The sequence below is a fragment of the Gordonia sp. DT30 genome, from assembly GCF_049844915.1.
In the GTDB taxonomy this organism is placed as follows: domain Bacteria; phylum Actinomycetota; class Actinomycetes; order Mycobacteriales; family Mycobacteriaceae; genus Gordonia.
This window is the reverse complement of record NZ_JBNCLY010000007.1, coordinates 151,542-168,871: the sequence shown is the minus strand read 5'-3', so window position 1 is coordinate 168,871 and position 17,330 is coordinate 151,542. Positions and strand designations below refer to the sequence as shown.

The window sequence follows — 17,330 nt, the reverse complement described above, 5'->3', positions numbered from 1 at the left end:
GGTATGCGAGAGAAGCCGAACCTGCGTGTGTCGCCCGCCGACGACAAACGTGTGGACGAGCCGACGGCGAATGCTGAACGATGGGGCCATGTCTCGTCGTTTCGCACAGGTTGATGTCTTTGGCTCCGAACCCATCTCCGGTAACCCGGTGGCCGTCGTCGTCGACGCCGACGGGATCACCGACGAACAGATGGCGGCTTTTGCCCGCTGGACGAACCTCTCGGAGACGACCTTCGTGCTGCCCGCGACCGACCCGGCCGCCGACTACCGGTTGCGAATCTGGACGCCCGGCGGAGAGCTGCCCTTTGCCGGTCATCCGACGCTCGGGTCGGCGTCCGCGTGGTTGCAGGCCGGCGGTACCGCGGCCGGCGAGCACATCGTGCAGGAATGCGGAATCGGTCTGGTGCGGATCCGCCGTGACGGTGCGCGGCTGGCGTTCGCCGCGCCGCCGCTGACCCGGACCGGGCCGGTGGAGGACGCCACCCGCGCCGAGGTGATCGCCGCGCTCGGGCTGCACGGCGAGCAGGTACTCGACGCCGAGTGGGTCGTCAACGGTCCGCAGTGGATGGCGTTGCGTCTCGACTCGGCGCAACGCGTGCTCGACGTGCGACCTGACTTCGCCGCGCTCGGCGATCGCGAGGTGGGCCTCGTCGGCGCCTATCCCGACGGGCCGGATACGCCGGCTTTCGAGGTGCGTGCCTTCGCGCCCGGGGTGGGCGTGAACGAGGACCCGGTGACCGGGTCCCTCAATGCGGGTCTGGCGGTCTGGTTGCGCCGCGCCGGACTGGCCCCCGACTCCTATGTGGCCGCGCAGGGCAGCGCACTGCGCCGCGCCGGGCGGATCCACGTGCTCGACGACGGCGCCGACATCTGGATCGGCGGTTTGAGCGCGACGGTCATCGCGGGCACAGTCGAGCTGTGACCCACCCTGCAGACAGTGCTTCGCAGAGCCCCGACAGCGCTTCGCAAGACACCGACAGTGCTTCGCAAGACACCGACAGTGCTTCGATGAAGACCGAGAGCGCCAAGGAGGCCAAGCGTCGGCGTCGCCGGGAGCCGCCGCCCGACCCGGCGCCGCTGCCCGGGCTCGTCGATGCCCACACCCACCTGGCCGCCTGCGGTGGCCGGGACCCCGAGTCGGTGCGGGCGATACTCGATCGGGCCGAGGCGGTGGGGGTCGGGCAGGCGGTCACCGTCGCCGACGACATGGTCGACGCCCGGTGGGCCCTCGATGCCGCACGGTGGGACGACCGCGCGTTCGCCGCCGTCGCCCTGCATCCGACCCACGCCGCCGAACTCGACGACGCGGCGCGGGCCGAACTCGAGCAGATGGCCGCCGATCCGCGGGTGGTGGCGATCGGGGAGACGGGCCTTGACTACTACTGGCCGGGTAAGTCGGAGTCGGCGGCACCGCCGGAGGTGCAGAAGGCGGCCTTCGCGTGGCACATCGATCTGGCCAAGCGGATCGGCAAGCCGCTGATGATCCACAATCGGGAGGCCGACCGCGATCTGCTCGACATCCTCGCGGCCGAGGGCTCCCCGGACGTCGTGATCATGCATTGCTTCTCCGGTGACCGAAATGTAGCCCGCGAATGCATAGATCGCGGATATTTTCTGAGCTTCGCCGGAACTGTGACATTTAACAATGCCGCAGAACTTCGAGAGTCAGCTCACATGGCGCCCGCCGGCCAGCTCCTCGTCGAGACCGATGCACCCTTTCTGACCCCGCATCCCTACCGTGGCCAGCCCAATCAGTCGTATTGCCTGCCGTACACGGCTCGGGTACTGGCCGACGTCCGCCGTATGGATGACGACGTGATGGCGCAGACGCTGGGCGAGAATGCGCGACGCGCGTATCGACTTCCTTTGCGGTAATCATCCCGGCTCGTTATCGTATTGTGATCCATCGCCCCGGCGGTGGCCCGTTCATCGGGGGAGCGGCCCGCGGGCCCGACCTGAACGGCCACGACGCGCCGGGTGCGAGGTGCCCACGTTCCCGACCAGGATGCTTGATCTTGTCTGTTTTTGCGAAAATTCATGTGCTGGATTCGATGCGTGCGCGCGTCGCCATCGGTGCCGTGCTCTGCACCGTCGCTGCCGGCGGCATCACGGGTGCGGCGATGCACAAGAACGTCACCATCGATGTCGATGGGCAGAAGGTCCAGGTCGCCACCATGTCGATGAATGTGGACTCGTTGCTCGAGTCGCAGGGCTATCACCCCGCGGACGGTGACATCGTGTCGCCGGCTCCCGATTCGTCGTTCGCCGATGGCCAGACGGTCACCTTCCATCGCAAGAAGCAGGTCGTCCTCGACGTCGAGGGACAGCGCCGGGTCGTGGAGACGACTGCGGTCAACGTCAACGAGTTGCTCAACCAGCAGGGTCTCGCCCACGGCGCCGACGATCCCAACTTCAACGCCAACGGCCCGATCCCGGTCAAGGGAGCGGTCGTCGACGTCACGCTGCCGAAGAATCTCGTCATTCTCGACGGCGGTACCCGCACCCAGACCTCGGTGCCGGCCGAGACGGTCGCCGAGGCGCTCCAGCGACTCGGCGCGCCGCTTCAGGCCACCGACAAGGTGGAGCCGGCCGCCGATGCCAAGGTCGGCAACGGCACGACCATCACCGTCACGCGTATCCGCACCAACCAGACCACGGTCGAAGAGGACGTCAACGCTCCCGACATCACCCAGGACGATCCGACGGTGACCAAGGGCCGCCGGGTCGTGGCCAAACCCGGCACGCCCGGACGCGCCAACGTCCACTACGAGGTCACCACGGTCAACGGCAAGGTCGTCAAGCGCACCAAGCTCGGTCAGGACGTCATCACCGCACCGGTTGCGGCCACCGTTCGTGTCGGCACCAAGCCCGGGGCGCCGTTCGTCGCGCCCGGGTCGGTGTGGGATTCGCTTGCCCAGTGTGAGTCGACCGGCAATTGGGCGATCAACTCCGGCAACGGCTTCTACGGCGGAATCCAGTTCGACCAGAACACCTGGGATCGCTGGGGCGGCCAGGAGTACGCGCCGCGCCCGGATCTCGCGACCCGCGAAGAGCAGATCGCCATCGCGGAGAAGACCCAGGCCGCCCAGGGCTGGGGTGCATGGCCGACGTGCTCATCCGGACTGGGTCTGCGCTGACCGCCGACAACCCGCCGGCGGAGAGCTCCCCATCGACGGGCCCCGAAGCGCAGAGCAGCGCGCCCGATCCGGCCGTGCGGTTGCTCGGGCCCGCCCAGATCCGTGGGCTCGCAACCGAACTCGGGGTGCGACCGACGAAGACGCTGGGACAGAACTTCGTTCATGACGCCAACACGGTGCGTCGCATCGTCGCCGCGTCCGGGGTGGGCCCCGATGACACCGTGCTGGAGGTCGGGCCGGGTTTGGGGTCGTTGACTCTCGCGTTGCTGGGCACGGTGTCCCGAGTGATCGCCGTCGAGATCGATCCGGTGCTGTCGGCGCGGTTGCCGGCCACGGTGGCCCAGTTCGCGCCGCGACGTGCGGACGCACTCGATGTCGTCACCGCCGACGCGATGACGGTGCGTGCCGCCGACCTACCCGCGGCGCCGACGGCGCTCGTCGCCAATCTTCCCTACAACGTGGCCGTACCGGTGTTGCTGCATCTACTCGGCGAGTGCCCGAGCCTGCGCACCGCCCTGGTGATGGTGCAGGCGGAGGTCGCCGATCGGCTGGCCGCCCCGCCGGGCGGCCGCGTCTATGGGATTCCCAGCGTCAAAGCCCGCTACTACGGCGAGGTCACCCGCGCAGGCGCCGTCGGCCGCAACGTGTTCTGGCCCGAACCCAAAGTGGAATCGGGACTCGTTCGGGTGCAACGGTATTCGCGCTACCCCGACGACCCGGCTGTGCGTGCGAAAACCTTCGCCGTCATCGACGCGGCCTTCGCGCAACGCCGTAAGACGATGCGGTCGGCGCTCGCCGGGTGGGCCGGCTCGGCCGCGGAGGCCGAACGCCGTCTGCGGGCGGCGGCTATCGACCCGCAGATCCGCGGCGAGAAGCTCGGTGTCGACGACTTCGTGCGGCTGGCGCAGGTGCCGGGCGTTTAGGCGAAGCGCGGGCCGAGGCCCCTATGAAGTTCTCAAACAACAATTGCGGTCCCGGCGGGCCGGGTGCAGGAGTCGGGAAGTCGTTGTGGGTGAGACTGTTTCAGGCAGCGGCACTGTCGAGGTGTAGGGTGCGTCGGTTGTAGGCGGGGAGTGGTCGCCGTCGCGGGTCGACCGTGGCCGGTGGGATGAGCCACGGATGTCGATCGAACCCCATGACCACGTCCCAGTGATCATTCGGCCCGCTCGCTTCGCTCCCGGCGCCGGCTCTGTCGTGGACGTCGTGGTGGCAGCTGGTGCAGAGCAGGCAGCCGTTGTCGAGGTCGGTGGTCCCACCGTCAACCCACGACACAAGGTGGTGCGCCTGCGTTCGCGATGCCGGCGCACCGCATTTGACGCAGCACTTATCCCTGAGCAGCAATGCTTTTCGCTGCGACGGCGTGAACAGCCGCTTCTCACGCCCGACGTTCAACGGCACCTGCTCGCCGTCGACGATGACGACGGTGACCGCGGCATCACAACCCAACATTCTCGCGGTCGCGGGTGTCACCGATCCCATGAACTCGAGTGCGGACAGCTTCGGGGCATCAGCGGGGATGGTCAACAGGACGCCGCCGGTCGGTTTGCACGACACGGTCTCGTCAGCAAGTCCCTTCTCGGCGAGCTCGAGAATGGATTCGAAGGCATCGGCGCGCCTGTGTTGTGCTGGCCGCGGATCATGCGAGCCGTCGGATTGCGGTTTCGGCGCCGACAGCGCTTCGACGAGACTGTGCAGTTTTTCCCCGGCAACGGCATCGAGGTTGGCGCGTACATCGAGGCGGCCGTCGTCGGTTTTGTGGTAGCCGAGTTCGTTGATCGACTTGTCTTCGGCGGCAGGTTTGCCGTCGTCGGTGTCGGCGGCGAGTTCGTTGGCGATGGTACGGGCATGATCAGTGATCTGGGCCGGCGTCATGCCCGCCGACGACCACGACATCAGTGACATCAACTGTGCTGACCGCAGGTCGGCGTCGACGGGCTCGGCGGATCGGGTTTCGATGTGCGACAGCCCCCGCACGATCGCGTCGGCGTGTTCGGACGAGATGGCGCCGTCGGCGGCGTGGCGTCGCAGTGGGTCGATGTCGGTGGCGGTGCCGATCCGTACGAACCGGGCGGCGACAGCGGGCGCGCACCCCATCACGACCAACAGTTCCCGCAACCGGCGTCCGTGGCCGTCGGCGACACCGAGGCGGTCGAGTTCACCGGTGAACGCGGCTGCATGGTGGTCGGCGAGATTGCGGATCAGCAGAATCTGTTGCATCGCCGCGTGTGCTTGCGGCCCGCTCATGTCGGGGTTGGTGCGCAGCTCGGCGAGCTGGTCGGCAAATCCGGCCAAAACTGCTGCAGTATCCGTGCTTTCGATGGTGACGTCGGCGATCATGGTGCCCCCCTTGGCGATCGATGCGATGTCTCCATCCTACACGCATCGACCGACAATGGCACCCAAATCTGCGGCGTCTGTGTATCGAATACGGTTTGTGGACAACGATTTTCGCGTCCTCCGTGACTGTGCATTTCTGTCGGTGGCATGTGGTAGCGCGTGCGCCGCAGTCGTCCCTTCGCTACTGGTCACAACATACGGCTGCGACACGGCTTCGCCGCCGCGCCTGATCATCTCAGGCCGACGCCTCCCGATCGCGCAGCAGCCGGCGCAGCTGCTCGGCCAGGCCGCGAGAGTCTTGGCCGACCAATCGATGGTCGCGCACCACCCACCGACCCGCCACCATCACATCGCGCGGGCGGCGTCCCGGTGACGCCCACAGGAGGCCGTCGACCGGGTCGGCGACCCCGGCGTCGTCGACGTCACCGCAATCCCAGACGCACAGATCCGCGGCGGCGCCGACCCGGAGATGACCCAATTCGGCTCGGCCGAGACCTGTGGCCGATCCCTGCGTCGCGGCGGTGAGCAAGGTCCGCGCCGACAACGGGCGGCCGATCAATCCGGATACTTGCATGGCGAGGCGGGCATCGGCCAGCAGATGGCCTCCGTCGTTACTGCCGCCCCCGCTGGTCCCGAGTCCCACGACGATGCCGGCGTCCTGGAGGTCCGCGACCCCGGCGATACCCCAGCCCATCGGGATGTCACAACCGGGCGCGTGCGTGGCGTGGGCCCCCGACCGGGCGAGCGCTGCGATCTCGTCGGTGGTGATGTCACACAGGTGGGCCACGGTGACATCCCGGTCCAGCCAGCCCCAGTCTTCGAGCAACTGCAACGGCCGGGCGCCATAGCGCTCCTGCGCGATTCGGACGTCGACCTGCTCGTTGGCCTGGGTGCGCCGCCGCAGACCGAGTTCGGCTGCGACCGTGCCGAGTTCGCGAAACGCATCTGGCGAGTCCGCATGCACCCCCGACGGTCCGGTCGCCAACTGCGTCATGCCGTCGGCCGACACCCCGTGACTCGGGTCGACGAGATGCGCATCATGGATGGCGCGTACGGAGTCGGCCGCGGCGTGCGGGTCGTCGCCTGCGGTGCCCCGGACGAACACCAGTCGGGCACCGGCATCGCGGGCCGCAGCGATCGTCGCCCCGGCCAGATCGACCGGATCGACTCCTGCGGGCCAGGTCAGGTGGTGATCGGCCACGGTGGTCACCCCGGCGAGCAGCGACTCGGCGAGTCCGACTGCGGCTGCCGCCGCACACAATTCGGGATCGACCCGCATCCGTCGATAGGCGGTTGCCATCACTTGCAGCCACTCCCGCATCGGCCGGAACCGACTGCCCGGAAGTGTCCGGAAGGCCGTCTGCAGCAGGTGATGATGAGCATTGACGAGGCCGGGAGTCACCACACAGTCGGTGCAGTCGACGACCTCGGTGTCACCCGGCACGTCGGCGTCGGCAGAGACGATGTGACCGTCCCGGATGTGGATGGCATCGGAGTGTTCTGATTCGGCGCCGACGATCGCCAGGGCACCGCGCAACGTCATGGTGCTCACAGGTCGAGGACCAATCGTCCGCTCGTGCACCGCGATACGCACAGCATCATCGTTTCGTTCTCGGCCCGCTCCTCCGGGGTCAGGACGGAGTCACGGTGCTCGATCTCGCCGCTGACGACCTCGGCTTCGCATGTGCCGCACACACCCTCGCGACACGAGGAGACGGTGACGACACCGGCATCGTCGAGCGCATCGAGGATCGTCCGCCCGGCGGGCACCGTGACGGTGTGGTGGGAGAGTGCCAGGGACACCTCGAATGGCTCGTCCGACGCGGGCTGCCGATCGGCGGCCACGAAGCGCTCGGCGAACACATCCACGGCATCTTGGTCGGCACAGGCAGATTCGGCATCGGCGATGAGGGATTCGGGCCCGCACGCGTAGACGGCGGTACCCGGCTCGAGGTCGGCGAGCCGCCGGGAAAGATTCAGCCGTCCCGCCGTCGACGAGGAATGGATGACGACCCGGTCGCCGAAGCGCTCGGACAACTCGGCCGCATAGGGCATTCGCGTCGGATCCGATCCGGTGTAGAGCAAACTCCATGGCCGGCCCATCTGCTCGGCCTGCGCCGCCAGCGAGAGGATCGGGGTGATCCCGATGCCGCCGGCGACGAAGACATATCGCAGTGCCCGGCTCAACGCGAAGTGGTTGCGCGGGCGGCTGATCCCGAGCTGAGAACCGGGCTGCACCCCACGGTGCAGCGACACGGAGCCACCGCGGCCCTCATCGCATCGGTCCACCGCGACGCGATAGGTGCCGGTGTCGCCGGGCAACGAGATCAACGAATACTGACGGACGGCGCCGCCGGGCGTGTGGATGTCGATGTGGGAGCCGGCGGACCAGTCGGGTAGGGCCGCAGATGCCAGGGGGGTCAGGGTGAACTCGTCGACGCGGTCGGTCAGTGGGCGTCGCCCGGTGACACGGACCTCGATCAGATCCGAATCGGGGAGACGGGATGATGTTGTGGGCATGGAAATCTCCTAAGGGGAAGATCTCCGCCGATGTCCCAGCCAGGGAACCGATTTCCTATTCCGATGCCTGCACCACGATGAGATGTGCGGACAGGCCACGGCTCAAGCGCCATCGGTGAGGAATGTGGCCAGCATAGTAAAGGCTGTCGCCCGATTGCAATGTGACGAGATGGTCGTCACCGAGGTCGACCTCGATCTCACCGGAGATCACATGCACCCACTCGGGTTGGTGATGGTGGTAGTACTCGTCGAATTCGGCGCTCTGGATGAGGTGTTCCTGCGGATAGAAGGCGGCGTCCCCACGAACCAGCAGCCGCGTGTGACTGGCCTCACGCCGTCCGGGAGACCGCGGTAACCAGGTGCCCTCCTCGTTGCGCATCAGTTGCGTCCCCTCGGGCAGTTGTGCGTTCGGCGGTGACGATGTGTTCGGCGGGGTGGTGGCGAGCATGAGACTCACCTGGGTGGTGCCCAGCGCGGAGGCGATGCGTTCCAGGGTGAGCATCGACGGCCGGGCGTATCCGCGTTCCAGTTGCGAGAGGAAGGAATGTGAGATCTTCGCGTCCGTGGCCAGCTGCGTGATGGTGAATCCCTTCTCGGTTCTGCGCCTGCGGATCTCGGCGCCCAAGGTGGCCTGCGCCGGGTCCGGACTGTCGAGTGCCACTACGACCTCCTGTTTGTGCGGCGAGGAATCACGGTTGAGGAGTCACAATAGCCGCCCATCGGACTGTGAGGTTGCCGACGGTGCGTGTCACGCCGCCTGGAGCGTCCGAATTGCCGTGCTGCGCAATCACTGTGGGGTTGTGTTCAAGCGGCGGCGGACATGTCACACACGCAACGTCTGCCCGTAACACGACCGCAATACGGCGCTCGTACCTTTCTCGATGTTGACCACATCAACATAGCTCAGACCATCAGCATAGCTCCGCCACCCAGCCAGGCGGGACCACCGCGCCGCGTCTTTCGATGCGGCGATGCCATTTCATTCACCATCGGAGAGGTCATATGCAGTCACACGGTGCGCCGCCCTATCGCGTGATCACCGCGCGATCGGCGGGGGGTGACCTGATCGACGTCGCTCTCGCCCCCGACGACGGGGGCCGGATGCGGGTGACGGCGATCGGCTCCACGACCGCGGGCGCATACCGAGAACGACATCTCGACCTGAGCGATCACGTACTGCTGCCGCCGGCCGCCGACCCCCATGCCCATCTCGACAAGGCGTTGTCGTGGGAGGATCTCACACCCGCCGTCGGCGATCTCGATGCTGCGATCGAATGCTGGCGGCGCGGGGTCGACGTGTTCGACGAGACCGACTTTCATCGGCGAGCACGGGCGGCCGCGTTGCTGATGCTCACTCGTGGGACCACTGCCGTGCGTACCCATGTGGATGTCCTCGCCGGCGATGATCCCTACCGCGGGATCCGGGCGATCGATCGGGTACGGCGCGAATTGGCGTCGGTGATGGCCATCGAGATCGTCGCGCTTCCACTTCCCGGAACGCCGTCGGAAGTCGTTCTCGGGGCGCTCGATGCCGGCGCGGACCTCGTGGGCGGCGCACCCCACATCGCCGAGGACCCGGCGACCGAGGTCGCCCATCTGATCCGACTCGCCGAGAGCCGCGGAGTGGGTGTGGATCTGCACACCGACGAATTCCTGATCGGCGATCACATGACGATCGGCACCTTCGCCGAACTCGTCGCCGGATGGCCGGCCGACCGTACCAGGACCGCGGGCCACTGTTGCCGGTCGTCGACGATGGAGCCCGAAGAGTTGTCACAAACCGTCAAAGCGCTTCGTACGTCCGGGATCTCGGTGGTCACGTTGCCGATCACCAACCTCTACCTGCAGGGCAGGGTCCCGCCGGGTTCGGGTCCACGCGGTATCGCACCGATCGACGAGCTGGTGCGCGGCGGTGTGCTTGTGGCTGCCGGTGCCGACAACATCCGGGACCCGTTCAATCCGATGGGGCGCGGGGACGCATTGGAAACCGCGTCGCTGTTGGTGACCGCGGCCCACCAAACTCCCGACACTGCACTCGAACTCGTCACAACCGCCGCCCGCGCCGTACTGGGCCTCGAACCGGCGGGGCCGGCCGTCGGGGCACTGGCCGACTTCATGGCCGTACGCGCCGCCAACCAGGTCGAGGCGATGGCAGCTGCCCCGGATGACCGCGTCGTCATCGTGGACGGCCGCGTCGTGTCCCGCACCGAATCCACCACATGGACCGCGATCGCGTGACCTGATTTCCGCCCGGCCGGTCAATCCCTACCCGGTCGGCCACTCCCCAGTCCGTCACCCTCCAGTCCACTCATCACCCGGAAGGTCGTTCATGACATCGACATCCCCACCCACGCCACCGGTGACCCGGCACCCCATGGTCGGATTCGAGCACGTGGATCTGCGCTTCCCGAACGGCACCCACGCACTGCACGACGTGAGCCTGCAGGTTCGTGAAGGCGAATTCGTCAGCGTCGTCGGCCCGTCCGGCTGCGGAAAGTCCACCTTGCTGCGACTGGCCGCTGGGCTGGAGTCGATCACCGATGGCTACCTGCAGTGCGGCGCCGACCGAATCGGCTACGTTTTCCAGGACGCGACGCTGTTGCCGTGGCGCACAGTCGAAGACAATGCGGCACTGCTCGCCGAGCTCGACGGTGTGGGGAAGCGGGAACGCCGTGGTCGCGCCGCGGAGGCGCTGTCGCTGGTGGGGCTCGACGGATTCGGCAAGCACCTGCCGCACATGCTGTCCGGGGGGATGCGCATGCGGGTGTCGCTGGCACGTTCGCTCACCGTGGACCCCCAGTTGTTCCTTTTCGACGAGCCATTCGCCGCCCTCGACGAGATCACGCGCCAGCGGCTCGGCCAGGAGCTGACCGAGCTGTTCTCCCGCAAGACATTCGCGGGACTGTTCATCACCCACTCGGTGAGCGAGGCCGTGTACCTCTCGTCGCGGGTGCTGGTCATGTCCGGCCGGCCCGGCACGATCGTGGACGAGTTCGAGGTCCCCTTCGACTACCCACGTACCCCTGATCTCCGATTCGACCGATCATTCACCGACCTCACCGAACGGGTGTCGGTGGCACTTCGAGAGGCCCACTCATGACCCGTGCGCTCAGCAGGTCCCGATCCGCCGGCCCCGCCGCGGACGCGGCGGCGACATCGGATATCGCGACCGCACCGCCGACACGTTCCGCCGGCGGCGTGACGGCACGGCTGCGCCGGTGGTCCGCCCCCGCATTCGTCTTCGTCCTCGTCATCGGCGCCTGGTATCTCGTCAGTTACGTCTTTCTGGACGAATCACGCCGCTTCTTGATGCCACCGCCGCAGCAGGTCCTCACCGACGGACTGCTCGGCGACTCGGCGCAAGAGATGTGGCAGGCGCTCGGCCGGACCGCCACCGTTGCGCTGACCGGTCTGTTGATCGCCGCCGTGATCGGCATCCTGTGGGCGATCGCGATGGCCCAATCGCGGACCATGGAAAATGCGCTGTTTCCGTATGCGGTGGTGTTGCAGTGCATCCCGATCCTGGCGCTGGTCCCGCTGGTGGGCTTCTGGTTCGGGTTCGGATTCGGTGCGCGCGTCTTCGTCTGTGTCCTGATCTCGTTGTTCCCGATCGTCTCCAATACGCTCTTCGGATTCCGCTCGGTGGATCCACGGATGCGTGATCTGTTCGCACTGCACCATCCAAGTCGGCTGACGGTGCTGCGGAAGTTGGAGTTCCCGGCCGCGATGCCGGCCATCTTCGCCGGGCTGCGCATCTCCGCGGGGCTGGCCGTGGTCGGCGCCATCGTCGGTGACTTCTTCTTCAAACAGGGCGATCCCGGAATCGGAATCCTGATCGACAATTACCGGTCCCGGCTGCAGTCGCCCGAACTGTTCGCGGCGATCGTCCTGGCATCGCTGCTGGGCGTGGTCGTGTTCTGGTTCTTCGGATGGGTCGGCAACCGCATCGTCGGACGCTGGTACCAGCAGTAGTTCTCACCACTCACCTCACCCACCTGACAGCAAGGAAGTCATGAAGATCAACTCTGCACGAACCCGGGCCCTGTTGGCGGCGGCAGCCGCCGCGGCCGTCGTCGCGACCGCCGCCGGATGCGGCGGTGCGGCCTCATCCGAGGGTTCCGGATACACCGGCTCGATCGGTCCGGTCGACCTCAGCGCCAACTGTCCCAAAAAGGTGGTGGTCCAGACGGATTGGTATCCGGAGGCCGAACACGGGCACCTGTACCAGCTGCTCGGGCCGAATCCGAAGATCGATGCATCGGGTAAGAGGGTTGTCGGTCCATTGTTCGATCACGGTGCGTACACAGGCGTCGACATCGAGATCCGGGCGGGCGGGCCGGCGATCGGCAATCAGTCGGTGGCCGCCCAGATGTATTCCGATGACTCGATCATGCTCGGATACGTCGACACCGACCAGGCCGTCCAATTGTCGCGGACCAATCCGGTGACCGCGGTCATGGCGCCGCTGGACATCTCGCCGCAGATGATCATGTGGGACCCGGCGACCTACCCGCAGGTGCACGGTATCGCCGATCTCAAGAAGACCGGCGCCACCGTGCTGTACTTCCAGGGCACCACGTGGATGAATTACCTCACCGGCGCCGGGATTCTCGACAAGGGTCAGACCGACGCCAGCTACGACGGCACGCCCGCCAATTTCGTTGCGGCAGGCGGTAAGAAGGCCCAGCAGGGCTATGCCAGCGCCGAGCCGCAGATCTACGAAGAAGAAGTCCAGGGATGGAAGAAGCCGGTCAAGTATCAACTGCTCCACGATGTCGGTTTCCCCACCTACAAGTCCGCGATCTCGGTGCGTTCCGGTGATCTGCAGAAGGATTCGGCTTGTCTGAAGAAGTTGGTGCCGGTTCTGCAACGCGGGGTGGCCGACTACCTGGCGTCGCCGGACCAGGCCAACAAGGTCATCCTCGACGCGGTCAAGGAGTACAACACCGGCTGGACCTACTCGGCGCGCAACGCCCAGTACGCGGACGAGACCATGAAGAGTCTCAAGCTGATCGGTAACGGCACCGACAACGCCACGGTAGGCGACTTCGACCCGGCGCGAGTGCAGCGGATCATCGACATCACCGCGCCGATCTACGCTCAGCAGAAGACCCCGATCGCCGACGGGCTCACCCCGGAGAAGGTCGCCACCAACGAGTTCATCGACACCTCGGTGGGGATCCAGTGATCTCGGCGCCGGTCTTCGGCACGCACCGTGACGAGGGCCGCCCGGACTTCGGGCCTGATGAGGTCGAGGCACTCGCCGACGATCTCCTCGCCCTGCTCGGCCCACGCGGTGTCAGCTCGCTGCCGCGGGCCATCGCACGCGCGTCCCGGGACGGCTCGGGAATGAGTCCGATCCTCTCGGCGCAAGATCTCGGCCGGCCCGACCTGGTGTGCTATCCCCGTACACCACAGGTGATCCCGCACATCGTCCGAGCCGCGGTGCGCCGCGGTGTGCCCCTCACCACGCGGGGTAAGGGCACCGGAAACTACGGGCAGGTCGTACCGCGCTTCGGTGGTCTGGTGATGGACATGACCTCGCTGACCGCGATCGAGGCCATCGACGATCGCGCCATCACCGCGCTCGCCGGTGCCCGGATGGTCACACTCGAGCAATTCGCATGGGACAACGGCAAACAGCTGTGGATGTATCCGTCGACGGTGCAGTCCACCCTCGGTGGCTTCCTCGCCGGCGGTTCGGCGGGGACGGGCACGATCGTGCACGGCCGCAACCACGAGGGCTTCGTCGAAGCGCTCGACGTGGTGTACGCCACCGATGACGCGGAACTTGTGCATCTGGAAGGCGATGACGCGCAACCGCTGGTCCACACCTACGGGGTGGCCGGGGTGATCGTGGGGGCGCGCGTACGAGTGGAACCCTTGCAGGACTGGCGCAGCATCTACGTGAGCTTCGCCGATCACCACAACGCATTCACTGCGGCACTGGATCTTTCGACGTTCGACCCGGCTCCCCGGCTGTTGTCGGCGGATCGGGCCGAGGTGGTCGACGCCCTGCCGAGCGATCCGGCGCTGGTTCGCGGGCGGGCGAGCATCCGCGCTCTTCTCGACGCCCGGTGCGTCGACGAGGTCTGTGATCGCCTCACTGCGGCCGGCGGGCGTGTCGAGGCAGTCCGCGACGGAATCATGCAGACGGTGAAGATGTCGGCACTGTCCTACAACCACCCCACGTGGTGGCTGCAGAAAGCGCACCCGGACAGGTACTTCCACATGGAGGTTCGCGGTGACGCGCTGGTGACCGCACTCGACGCGGTGGAGCAGGTCTACGAGGGCGGCATGCTCCACCTGGAGATGGGACACGAGATGATGTTCGGCATGCTCAACGGCATCTACCACAGCCCCGAACAGGTCGTGGCGGGCGTGCCGGAGCTGGAGGCGCTCGGGGTCGGTGTGCACTCGCCGCATCAGTGGTATGTCGATCTCGACGCCGACCGGGTGAAGGCGATTGCCGCTCGGACAGATCCGATGGGGCTGCTCAATCCTGGGAGGTGGATGTGACGACCACGACGCGCCGGTACGGTGATCTGACCACGTCGGAGGTCGGGGAGGTGCTGACCCGCGACTCGGTGCTGATTCTGCCCACCGGCGCCATGGAACCGCACGGTCCGCACCTGCCGTTGTCGACCGATCTGGTGATGGCCGAGGCGATCGCCTCGGCGGTCGTCGACCGGGGCGCCGACGCCGGCCACGACGTGTGGCTGCTGCCGCCGCTGGCCTACACCAAATCCGACGAGCACGCGCGATTGCCGGGCACCATGTGGCTACGTGCGACGACCCTTTGGGAGACGTTCGTCGATCTCGGGTCGGCGATCGCGTCGACGCCGGCGCGCCGGCTTCTGATCATCAACGCTCATGGCGGCAATTCGGCGTTGATCGAGGTCGCGGCGCGGGAATTGCGCCGCCGATTCGATCTGCAGACCTTCTTCTCGTCGGGGCCACCGACGCCGGGCCCGACCGAGCGGGGTCTCGGCATCCACGCAGGCTGGGCGGAGACGTCGATGATGCTGCACGTCCGCCCCGACCTGGTGCAGATGGACAAGGCCGTGGCGGCGGTACCGCATGCGGTCGCCGACAACATCCATGTCGGTTTCGGCACGGCCATCAAATTCGGTTGGCTGTCCACCGATTTCGACGAGTCGGGCGTCGTGGGTGACCCCACCGACGCGAGCGCCGAGATCGGGGCCGAGCTCTTCGAGCGCCGGGTGGACGAACTGGTGGCCGGGCTCGCCGAGGTCGCGGTGTTCGATCCCGGGCGGGTGCACGCATGATCACCAGTACCACCGACTTCGGTACCGACTGTGCCCCAGAGGATCAGGAAGACATCGATCCGATGACGTTGGTGGGGATGTGGACGCGGACCGCCGCGCTCACGGCGCCGCCCCTGATGTCGCTGGCCACCGTCGGCCTCGACGGATATCCCCGGGTGCGCCACGTCCTGCTCTCCGAATCCGACGCCACCGCAGTCTATTTCCACACCGACTCGAGGTCACAGAAGGCTGCGCAGATCGCACAGGCGCCGCGCGGCGCGTGTGCGCTGGCATGGCCGGCCGCCGGGCGGCAATTGGTCATGCACGGGGACCTGCGCGTCGCCGAACCGGAACAGGCGCTCCGATCCTATCGGGAGCGTTCCCGCTACCTGCAGATCCTGGCCTGGCGCAACGACTCCGACCTGGCACATCGGCCGCCGGCGGAGCGTCGTCGGGCGTGGGCACGATTCGATGCCGAGAACGACGAGCTCGACCCGCCGCCGACCTGGGTCGGCTACGCCCTGATCCCACGCGAGATCATCTTCTGGCGTGGCGATCCCGACGGTCCGTCGCGACGAATAGCGTTTCGGTGCAACGACTCCGGCGCATGGAACACGGAGGTGCTACCGGGATGACCGAGACCGTCTTCCACAACGCGGTGATCCTGCCCGTGGACGGTGTGCGGGAGTGGCTGCATGGATGGCTCGCGGTGCGCGACGGACGCATCGCCGCCATCGGTGAGGGCACGCCACCGCCGGGCGCCGACGAGTACCACGATCTCGACGGCTGTTTCGTGGCACCGGGATTCGTCTCGGCACACAGCCACATCTTCACCGGCGGTATGCGCGGGGTCGCGGCGTCGAGCCCGCTCTACGAGTGGGTCAGCGCCAACAGCCACATGCTCTCGCACGCCGATCCGGAGGACCTGTACTGGCTGTCGCTGGCCGGGGCGCTCGATCACCTCGCGGCCGGGATCACCTCCGTGTACAACTTCACCCAGTCGCGCGTCGTCGCCGTGTTCGATTACGGGACATCGACATTGCGTGCCGAGCGCGTGAACGGACCCGACTTCGTGACACGTCAGGTCGACGGTGTGCATCGCTCCGGCATCCGGTCGGTAACCAGCGTTCGGCTCGACGACGAACAACTCTCCGCCGACGAAGCCTTCGACGGGTTCGACGCGGCGATGCGCCACGTATGGGCGATCGACACGCCGGCGAATCTCGGTGGTTCGGTGTACGGGTCGGTGCAGTGGTCGTCGTCGCCGATCACCGCCGAGCGCGAACGAGAACTCATGACGCGCTACGGGATCACCAACCAGGCGCATTTCGTGGAGACCGCCGAGCAGCTCGACATCCAGCAGTCCAAGTTCGACTGGTACGACGCGGCCGGCTGCTTGGGGGAGTCCTTCGCCTTCGGACACTTCGTCCACCCCACCGAGTGCATGGTCACGCGGGTCTGCGACACCGGCAGCGGCGTGGTGTGGCAGCCGATGTCGAACGGACGACTGGGCTCGGGCATCGCGGACGTGCCGACGTTGCTCGACCGTGGAGTGCGGGTCGGGATCGGCGTCGACGACCAGTCGTGCACCGACATCTCCGACCCGTTCGAGAACATGCGGACAGGGCTGTACATGCAGCGCGCGGTGCGCTCCGACCCGGGAATCCTCTCGCCCGCAGATGTTCTCACGCTGCACACCATGGGCTCGGCGGCCGCGGTCGGGGTGGCGGACCGGGTGGGTTCGCTGGAAGCCGGCAAATACGCGGACTTCATCGTCGTCGATCCCCGTGAGCCCCACCTGGGGCCGATCTGGGATCCCGTCGCGACATTCGTGCTCGCGTGCGGACAGCGGAACCTCGTCTCGGTGTATATCGGGGGAGACGTGGCCTGGCAGCGCGGCGTGCCCGATGCGCTGCGGGACGAGGCGAATATCGAGTCGGCCGAACGCATGGTCAGATGCGCGGGTGCGGCCGGGGTGTATCCGGCAATCGATCTCCGACCGGAACGGGGGCAGTGGTCTCATGTCCGGTGATCAAGCAATGTCCGGTGATCGTCCGGTGGTCAGGGA

16 protein-coding genes are annotated in these 17,330 nt (G+C 66.9%); 12 read left to right on the top strand and 4 right to left on the bottom strand.

What is annotated here, in order from left to right:
• The first annotated feature begins 88 nt into the window (after positions 1-88).
• From ACLQ3C_RS09535 to rsmA, 4 genes are all read left to right on the top strand, one after another.
• The gene (locus ACLQ3C_RS09535; protein ID WP_425704811.1) at positions 89-922 is read left to right on the top strand and encodes a PhzF family phenazine biosynthesis protein; all 834 of its coding nucleotides are present in this window, start codon (positions 89-91) and stop codon (positions 920-922) included.
• Between the two features lie 86 nt (positions 923-1,008).
• Positions 1,009-1,875 (top strand): TatD family hydrolase, encoded by an 867-nt coding sequence (locus ACLQ3C_RS09530; protein WP_425704810.1) that lies wholly within the window; start codon positions 1,009-1,011, stop codon positions 1,873-1,875.
• A gap of 176 nt (positions 1,876-2,051) precedes the next feature.
• On the top strand, positions 2,052-3,137 hold the full coding sequence (locus ACLQ3C_RS09525; protein WP_425704809.1) for a transglycosylase family protein: 1,086 nt from the start codon (positions 2,052-2,054) through the stop codon (positions 3,135-3,137).
• The gene (gene rsmA / locus ACLQ3C_RS09520) at positions 3,101-4,060 is read left to right on the top strand and encodes a 16S rRNA (adenine(1518)-N(6)/adenine(1519)-N(6))-dimethyltransferase RsmA (protein ID WP_425704808.1); all 960 of its coding nucleotides are present in this window, start codon (positions 3,101-3,103) and stop codon (positions 4,058-4,060) included. Before ACLQ3C_RS09525 ends, rsmA begins: the two co-directional genes overlap by 37 nt.
• Positions 4,061-4,160: 100 nt before the next feature.
• Here rsmA and ACLQ3C_RS09515 read toward each other — a convergent pair whose 3' ends face one another.
• From ACLQ3C_RS09515 to ACLQ3C_RS09500, 4 genes are all read right to left on the bottom strand, one after another.
• Positions 4,161-5,474, bottom strand: a complete 1,314-nt coding sequence (locus ACLQ3C_RS09515) for a DUF222 domain-containing protein (RefSeq protein ID WP_425704807.1) — start codon at positions 5,472-5,474, stop codon at positions 4,161-4,163.
• A gap of 235 nt (positions 5,475-5,709) precedes the next feature.
• Positions 5,710-7,026 (bottom strand): amidohydrolase family protein, encoded by a 1,317-nt coding sequence (locus tag ACLQ3C_RS09510; RefSeq protein WP_425704806.1) that lies wholly within the window; start codon positions 7,024-7,026, stop codon positions 5,710-5,712.
• The gene (locus tag ACLQ3C_RS09505) at positions 7,023-7,994 is read right to left on the bottom strand and encodes a PDR/VanB family oxidoreductase (RefSeq protein ID WP_425704805.1); all 972 of its coding nucleotides are present in this window, start codon (positions 7,992-7,994) and stop codon (positions 7,023-7,025) included. Before ACLQ3C_RS09505 ends, ACLQ3C_RS09510 begins: the two co-directional genes overlap by 4 nt.
• 55 nt (positions 7,995-8,049) lie before the next feature.
• Positions 8,050-8,655: a helix-turn-helix domain-containing protein gene (locus tag ACLQ3C_RS09500; protein WP_425704804.1), complete on the bottom strand. Its 606-nt coding sequence runs from the start codon at positions 8,653-8,655 to the stop codon at positions 8,050-8,052.
• Positions 8,656-8,996: 341 nt separating this feature from the next.
• Here ACLQ3C_RS09500 and ACLQ3C_RS09495 point away from each other — a divergent pair, with 341 nt between their 5' ends.
• The 8 genes from ACLQ3C_RS09495 (at position 8,997) to ACLQ3C_RS09460 (ending at position 17,294) form a co-directional block, all read left to right on the top strand.
• Complete coding sequence (locus tag ACLQ3C_RS09495) at positions 8,997-10,232, top strand: amidohydrolase family protein (RefSeq protein ID WP_425704803.1); 1,236 nt, start codon at positions 8,997-8,999, stop codon at positions 10,230-10,232.
• 91 nt (positions 10,233-10,323) lie between these two features.
• Entirely contained in the window at positions 10,324-11,094 is a 771-nt protein-coding gene (locus ACLQ3C_RS09490; RefSeq protein WP_425704802.1) for an ABC transporter ATP-binding protein, read from the top strand.
• Positions 11,091-11,966 (top strand): ABC transporter permease, encoded by an 876-nt coding sequence (locus ACLQ3C_RS09485; RefSeq protein WP_425704801.1) that lies wholly within the window; start codon positions 11,091-11,093, stop codon positions 11,964-11,966. The genes ACLQ3C_RS09490 and ACLQ3C_RS09485 overlap by 4 nt, the downstream gene beginning before the upstream one ends.
• A 40-nt stretch (positions 11,967-12,006) precedes the next feature.
• On the top strand, positions 12,007-13,182 hold the full coding sequence (locus ACLQ3C_RS09480; protein ID WP_425704800.1) for an ABC transporter substrate-binding protein: 1,176 nt from the start codon (positions 12,007-12,009) through the stop codon (positions 13,180-13,182).
• Positions 13,182-14,513: an FAD-binding oxidoreductase gene (locus ACLQ3C_RS09475; protein WP_425704842.1), complete on the top strand. Its 1,332-nt coding sequence runs from the start codon at positions 13,182-13,184 to the stop codon at positions 14,511-14,513. Before ACLQ3C_RS09480 ends, ACLQ3C_RS09475 begins: the two co-directional genes overlap by 1 nt.
• Positions 14,510-15,283, top strand: coding sequence for a creatininase family protein (locus tag ACLQ3C_RS09470; protein ID WP_425704799.1), 774 nt, complete (start codon positions 14,510-14,512; stop codon positions 15,281-15,283). Before ACLQ3C_RS09475 ends, ACLQ3C_RS09470 begins: the two co-directional genes overlap by 4 nt.
• Positions 15,280-15,897, top strand: coding sequence for a pyridoxamine 5'-phosphate oxidase family protein (locus tag ACLQ3C_RS09465; protein WP_425704798.1), 618 nt, complete (start codon positions 15,280-15,282; stop codon positions 15,895-15,897). Before ACLQ3C_RS09470 ends, ACLQ3C_RS09465 begins: the two co-directional genes overlap by 4 nt.
• On the top strand, positions 15,894-17,294 hold the full coding sequence (locus tag ACLQ3C_RS09460) for an amidohydrolase family protein (protein ID WP_425704797.1): 1,401 nt from the start codon (positions 15,894-15,896) through the stop codon (positions 17,292-17,294). The genes ACLQ3C_RS09465 and ACLQ3C_RS09460 overlap by 4 nt, the downstream gene beginning before the upstream one ends.
• Positions 17,295-17,330: the final 36 nt, after the last annotated feature.

Bases quoted from the DNA above. Each gene is read 5' to 3' on its own strand.
- ACLQ3C_RS09460 (WP_425704797.1), top strand. From the start codon at position 15,894: ATGACCGAGACCGTCTTCCACAACGCGGTGATCCTGCCCGTGGACGGT.
- ACLQ3C_RS09495 (WP_425704803.1), top strand. From the start codon at position 8,997: ATGCAGTCACACGGTGCGCCGCCCTATCGCGTGATCACCGCGCGATCG.
- ACLQ3C_RS09485 (WP_425704801.1), top strand. From the start codon at position 11,091: ATGACCCGTGCGCTCAGCAGGTCCCGATCCGCCGGCCCCGCCGCGGAC.
- ACLQ3C_RS09465 (WP_425704798.1), top strand. From the start codon at position 15,280: ATGATCACCAGTACCACCGACTTCGGTACCGACTGTGCCCCAGAGGAT.
- rsmA (WP_425704808.1), top strand. From the start codon at position 3,101: ATGGCCGACGTGCTCATCCGGACTGGGTCTGCGCTGACCGCCGACAAC.
- ACLQ3C_RS09505 (WP_425704805.1), bottom strand. From the start codon at position 7,994: ATGCCCACAACATCATCCCGTCTCCCCGATTCGGATCTGATCGAGGTC.
- ACLQ3C_RS09525 (WP_425704809.1), top strand. From the start codon at position 2,052: ATGCGTGCGCGCGTCGCCATCGGTGCCGTGCTCTGCACCGTCGCTGCC.
- ACLQ3C_RS09480 (WP_425704800.1), top strand. From the start codon at position 12,007: ATGAAGATCAACTCTGCACGAACCCGGGCCCTGTTGGCGGCGGCAGCC.
- ACLQ3C_RS09515 (WP_425704807.1), bottom strand. From the start codon at position 5,474: ATGATCGCCGACGTCACCATCGAAAGCACGGATACTGCAGCAGTTTTG.
- ACLQ3C_RS09530 (WP_425704810.1), top strand. From the start codon at position 1,009: ATGAAGACCGAGAGCGCCAAGGAGGCCAAGCGTCGGCGTCGCCGGGAG.
- ACLQ3C_RS09535 (WP_425704811.1), top strand. From the start codon at position 89: ATGTCTCGTCGTTTCGCACAGGTTGATGTCTTTGGCTCCGAACCCATC.
- ACLQ3C_RS09490 (WP_425704802.1), top strand. From the start codon at position 10,324: ATGACATCGACATCCCCACCCACGCCACCGGTGACCCGGCACCCCATG.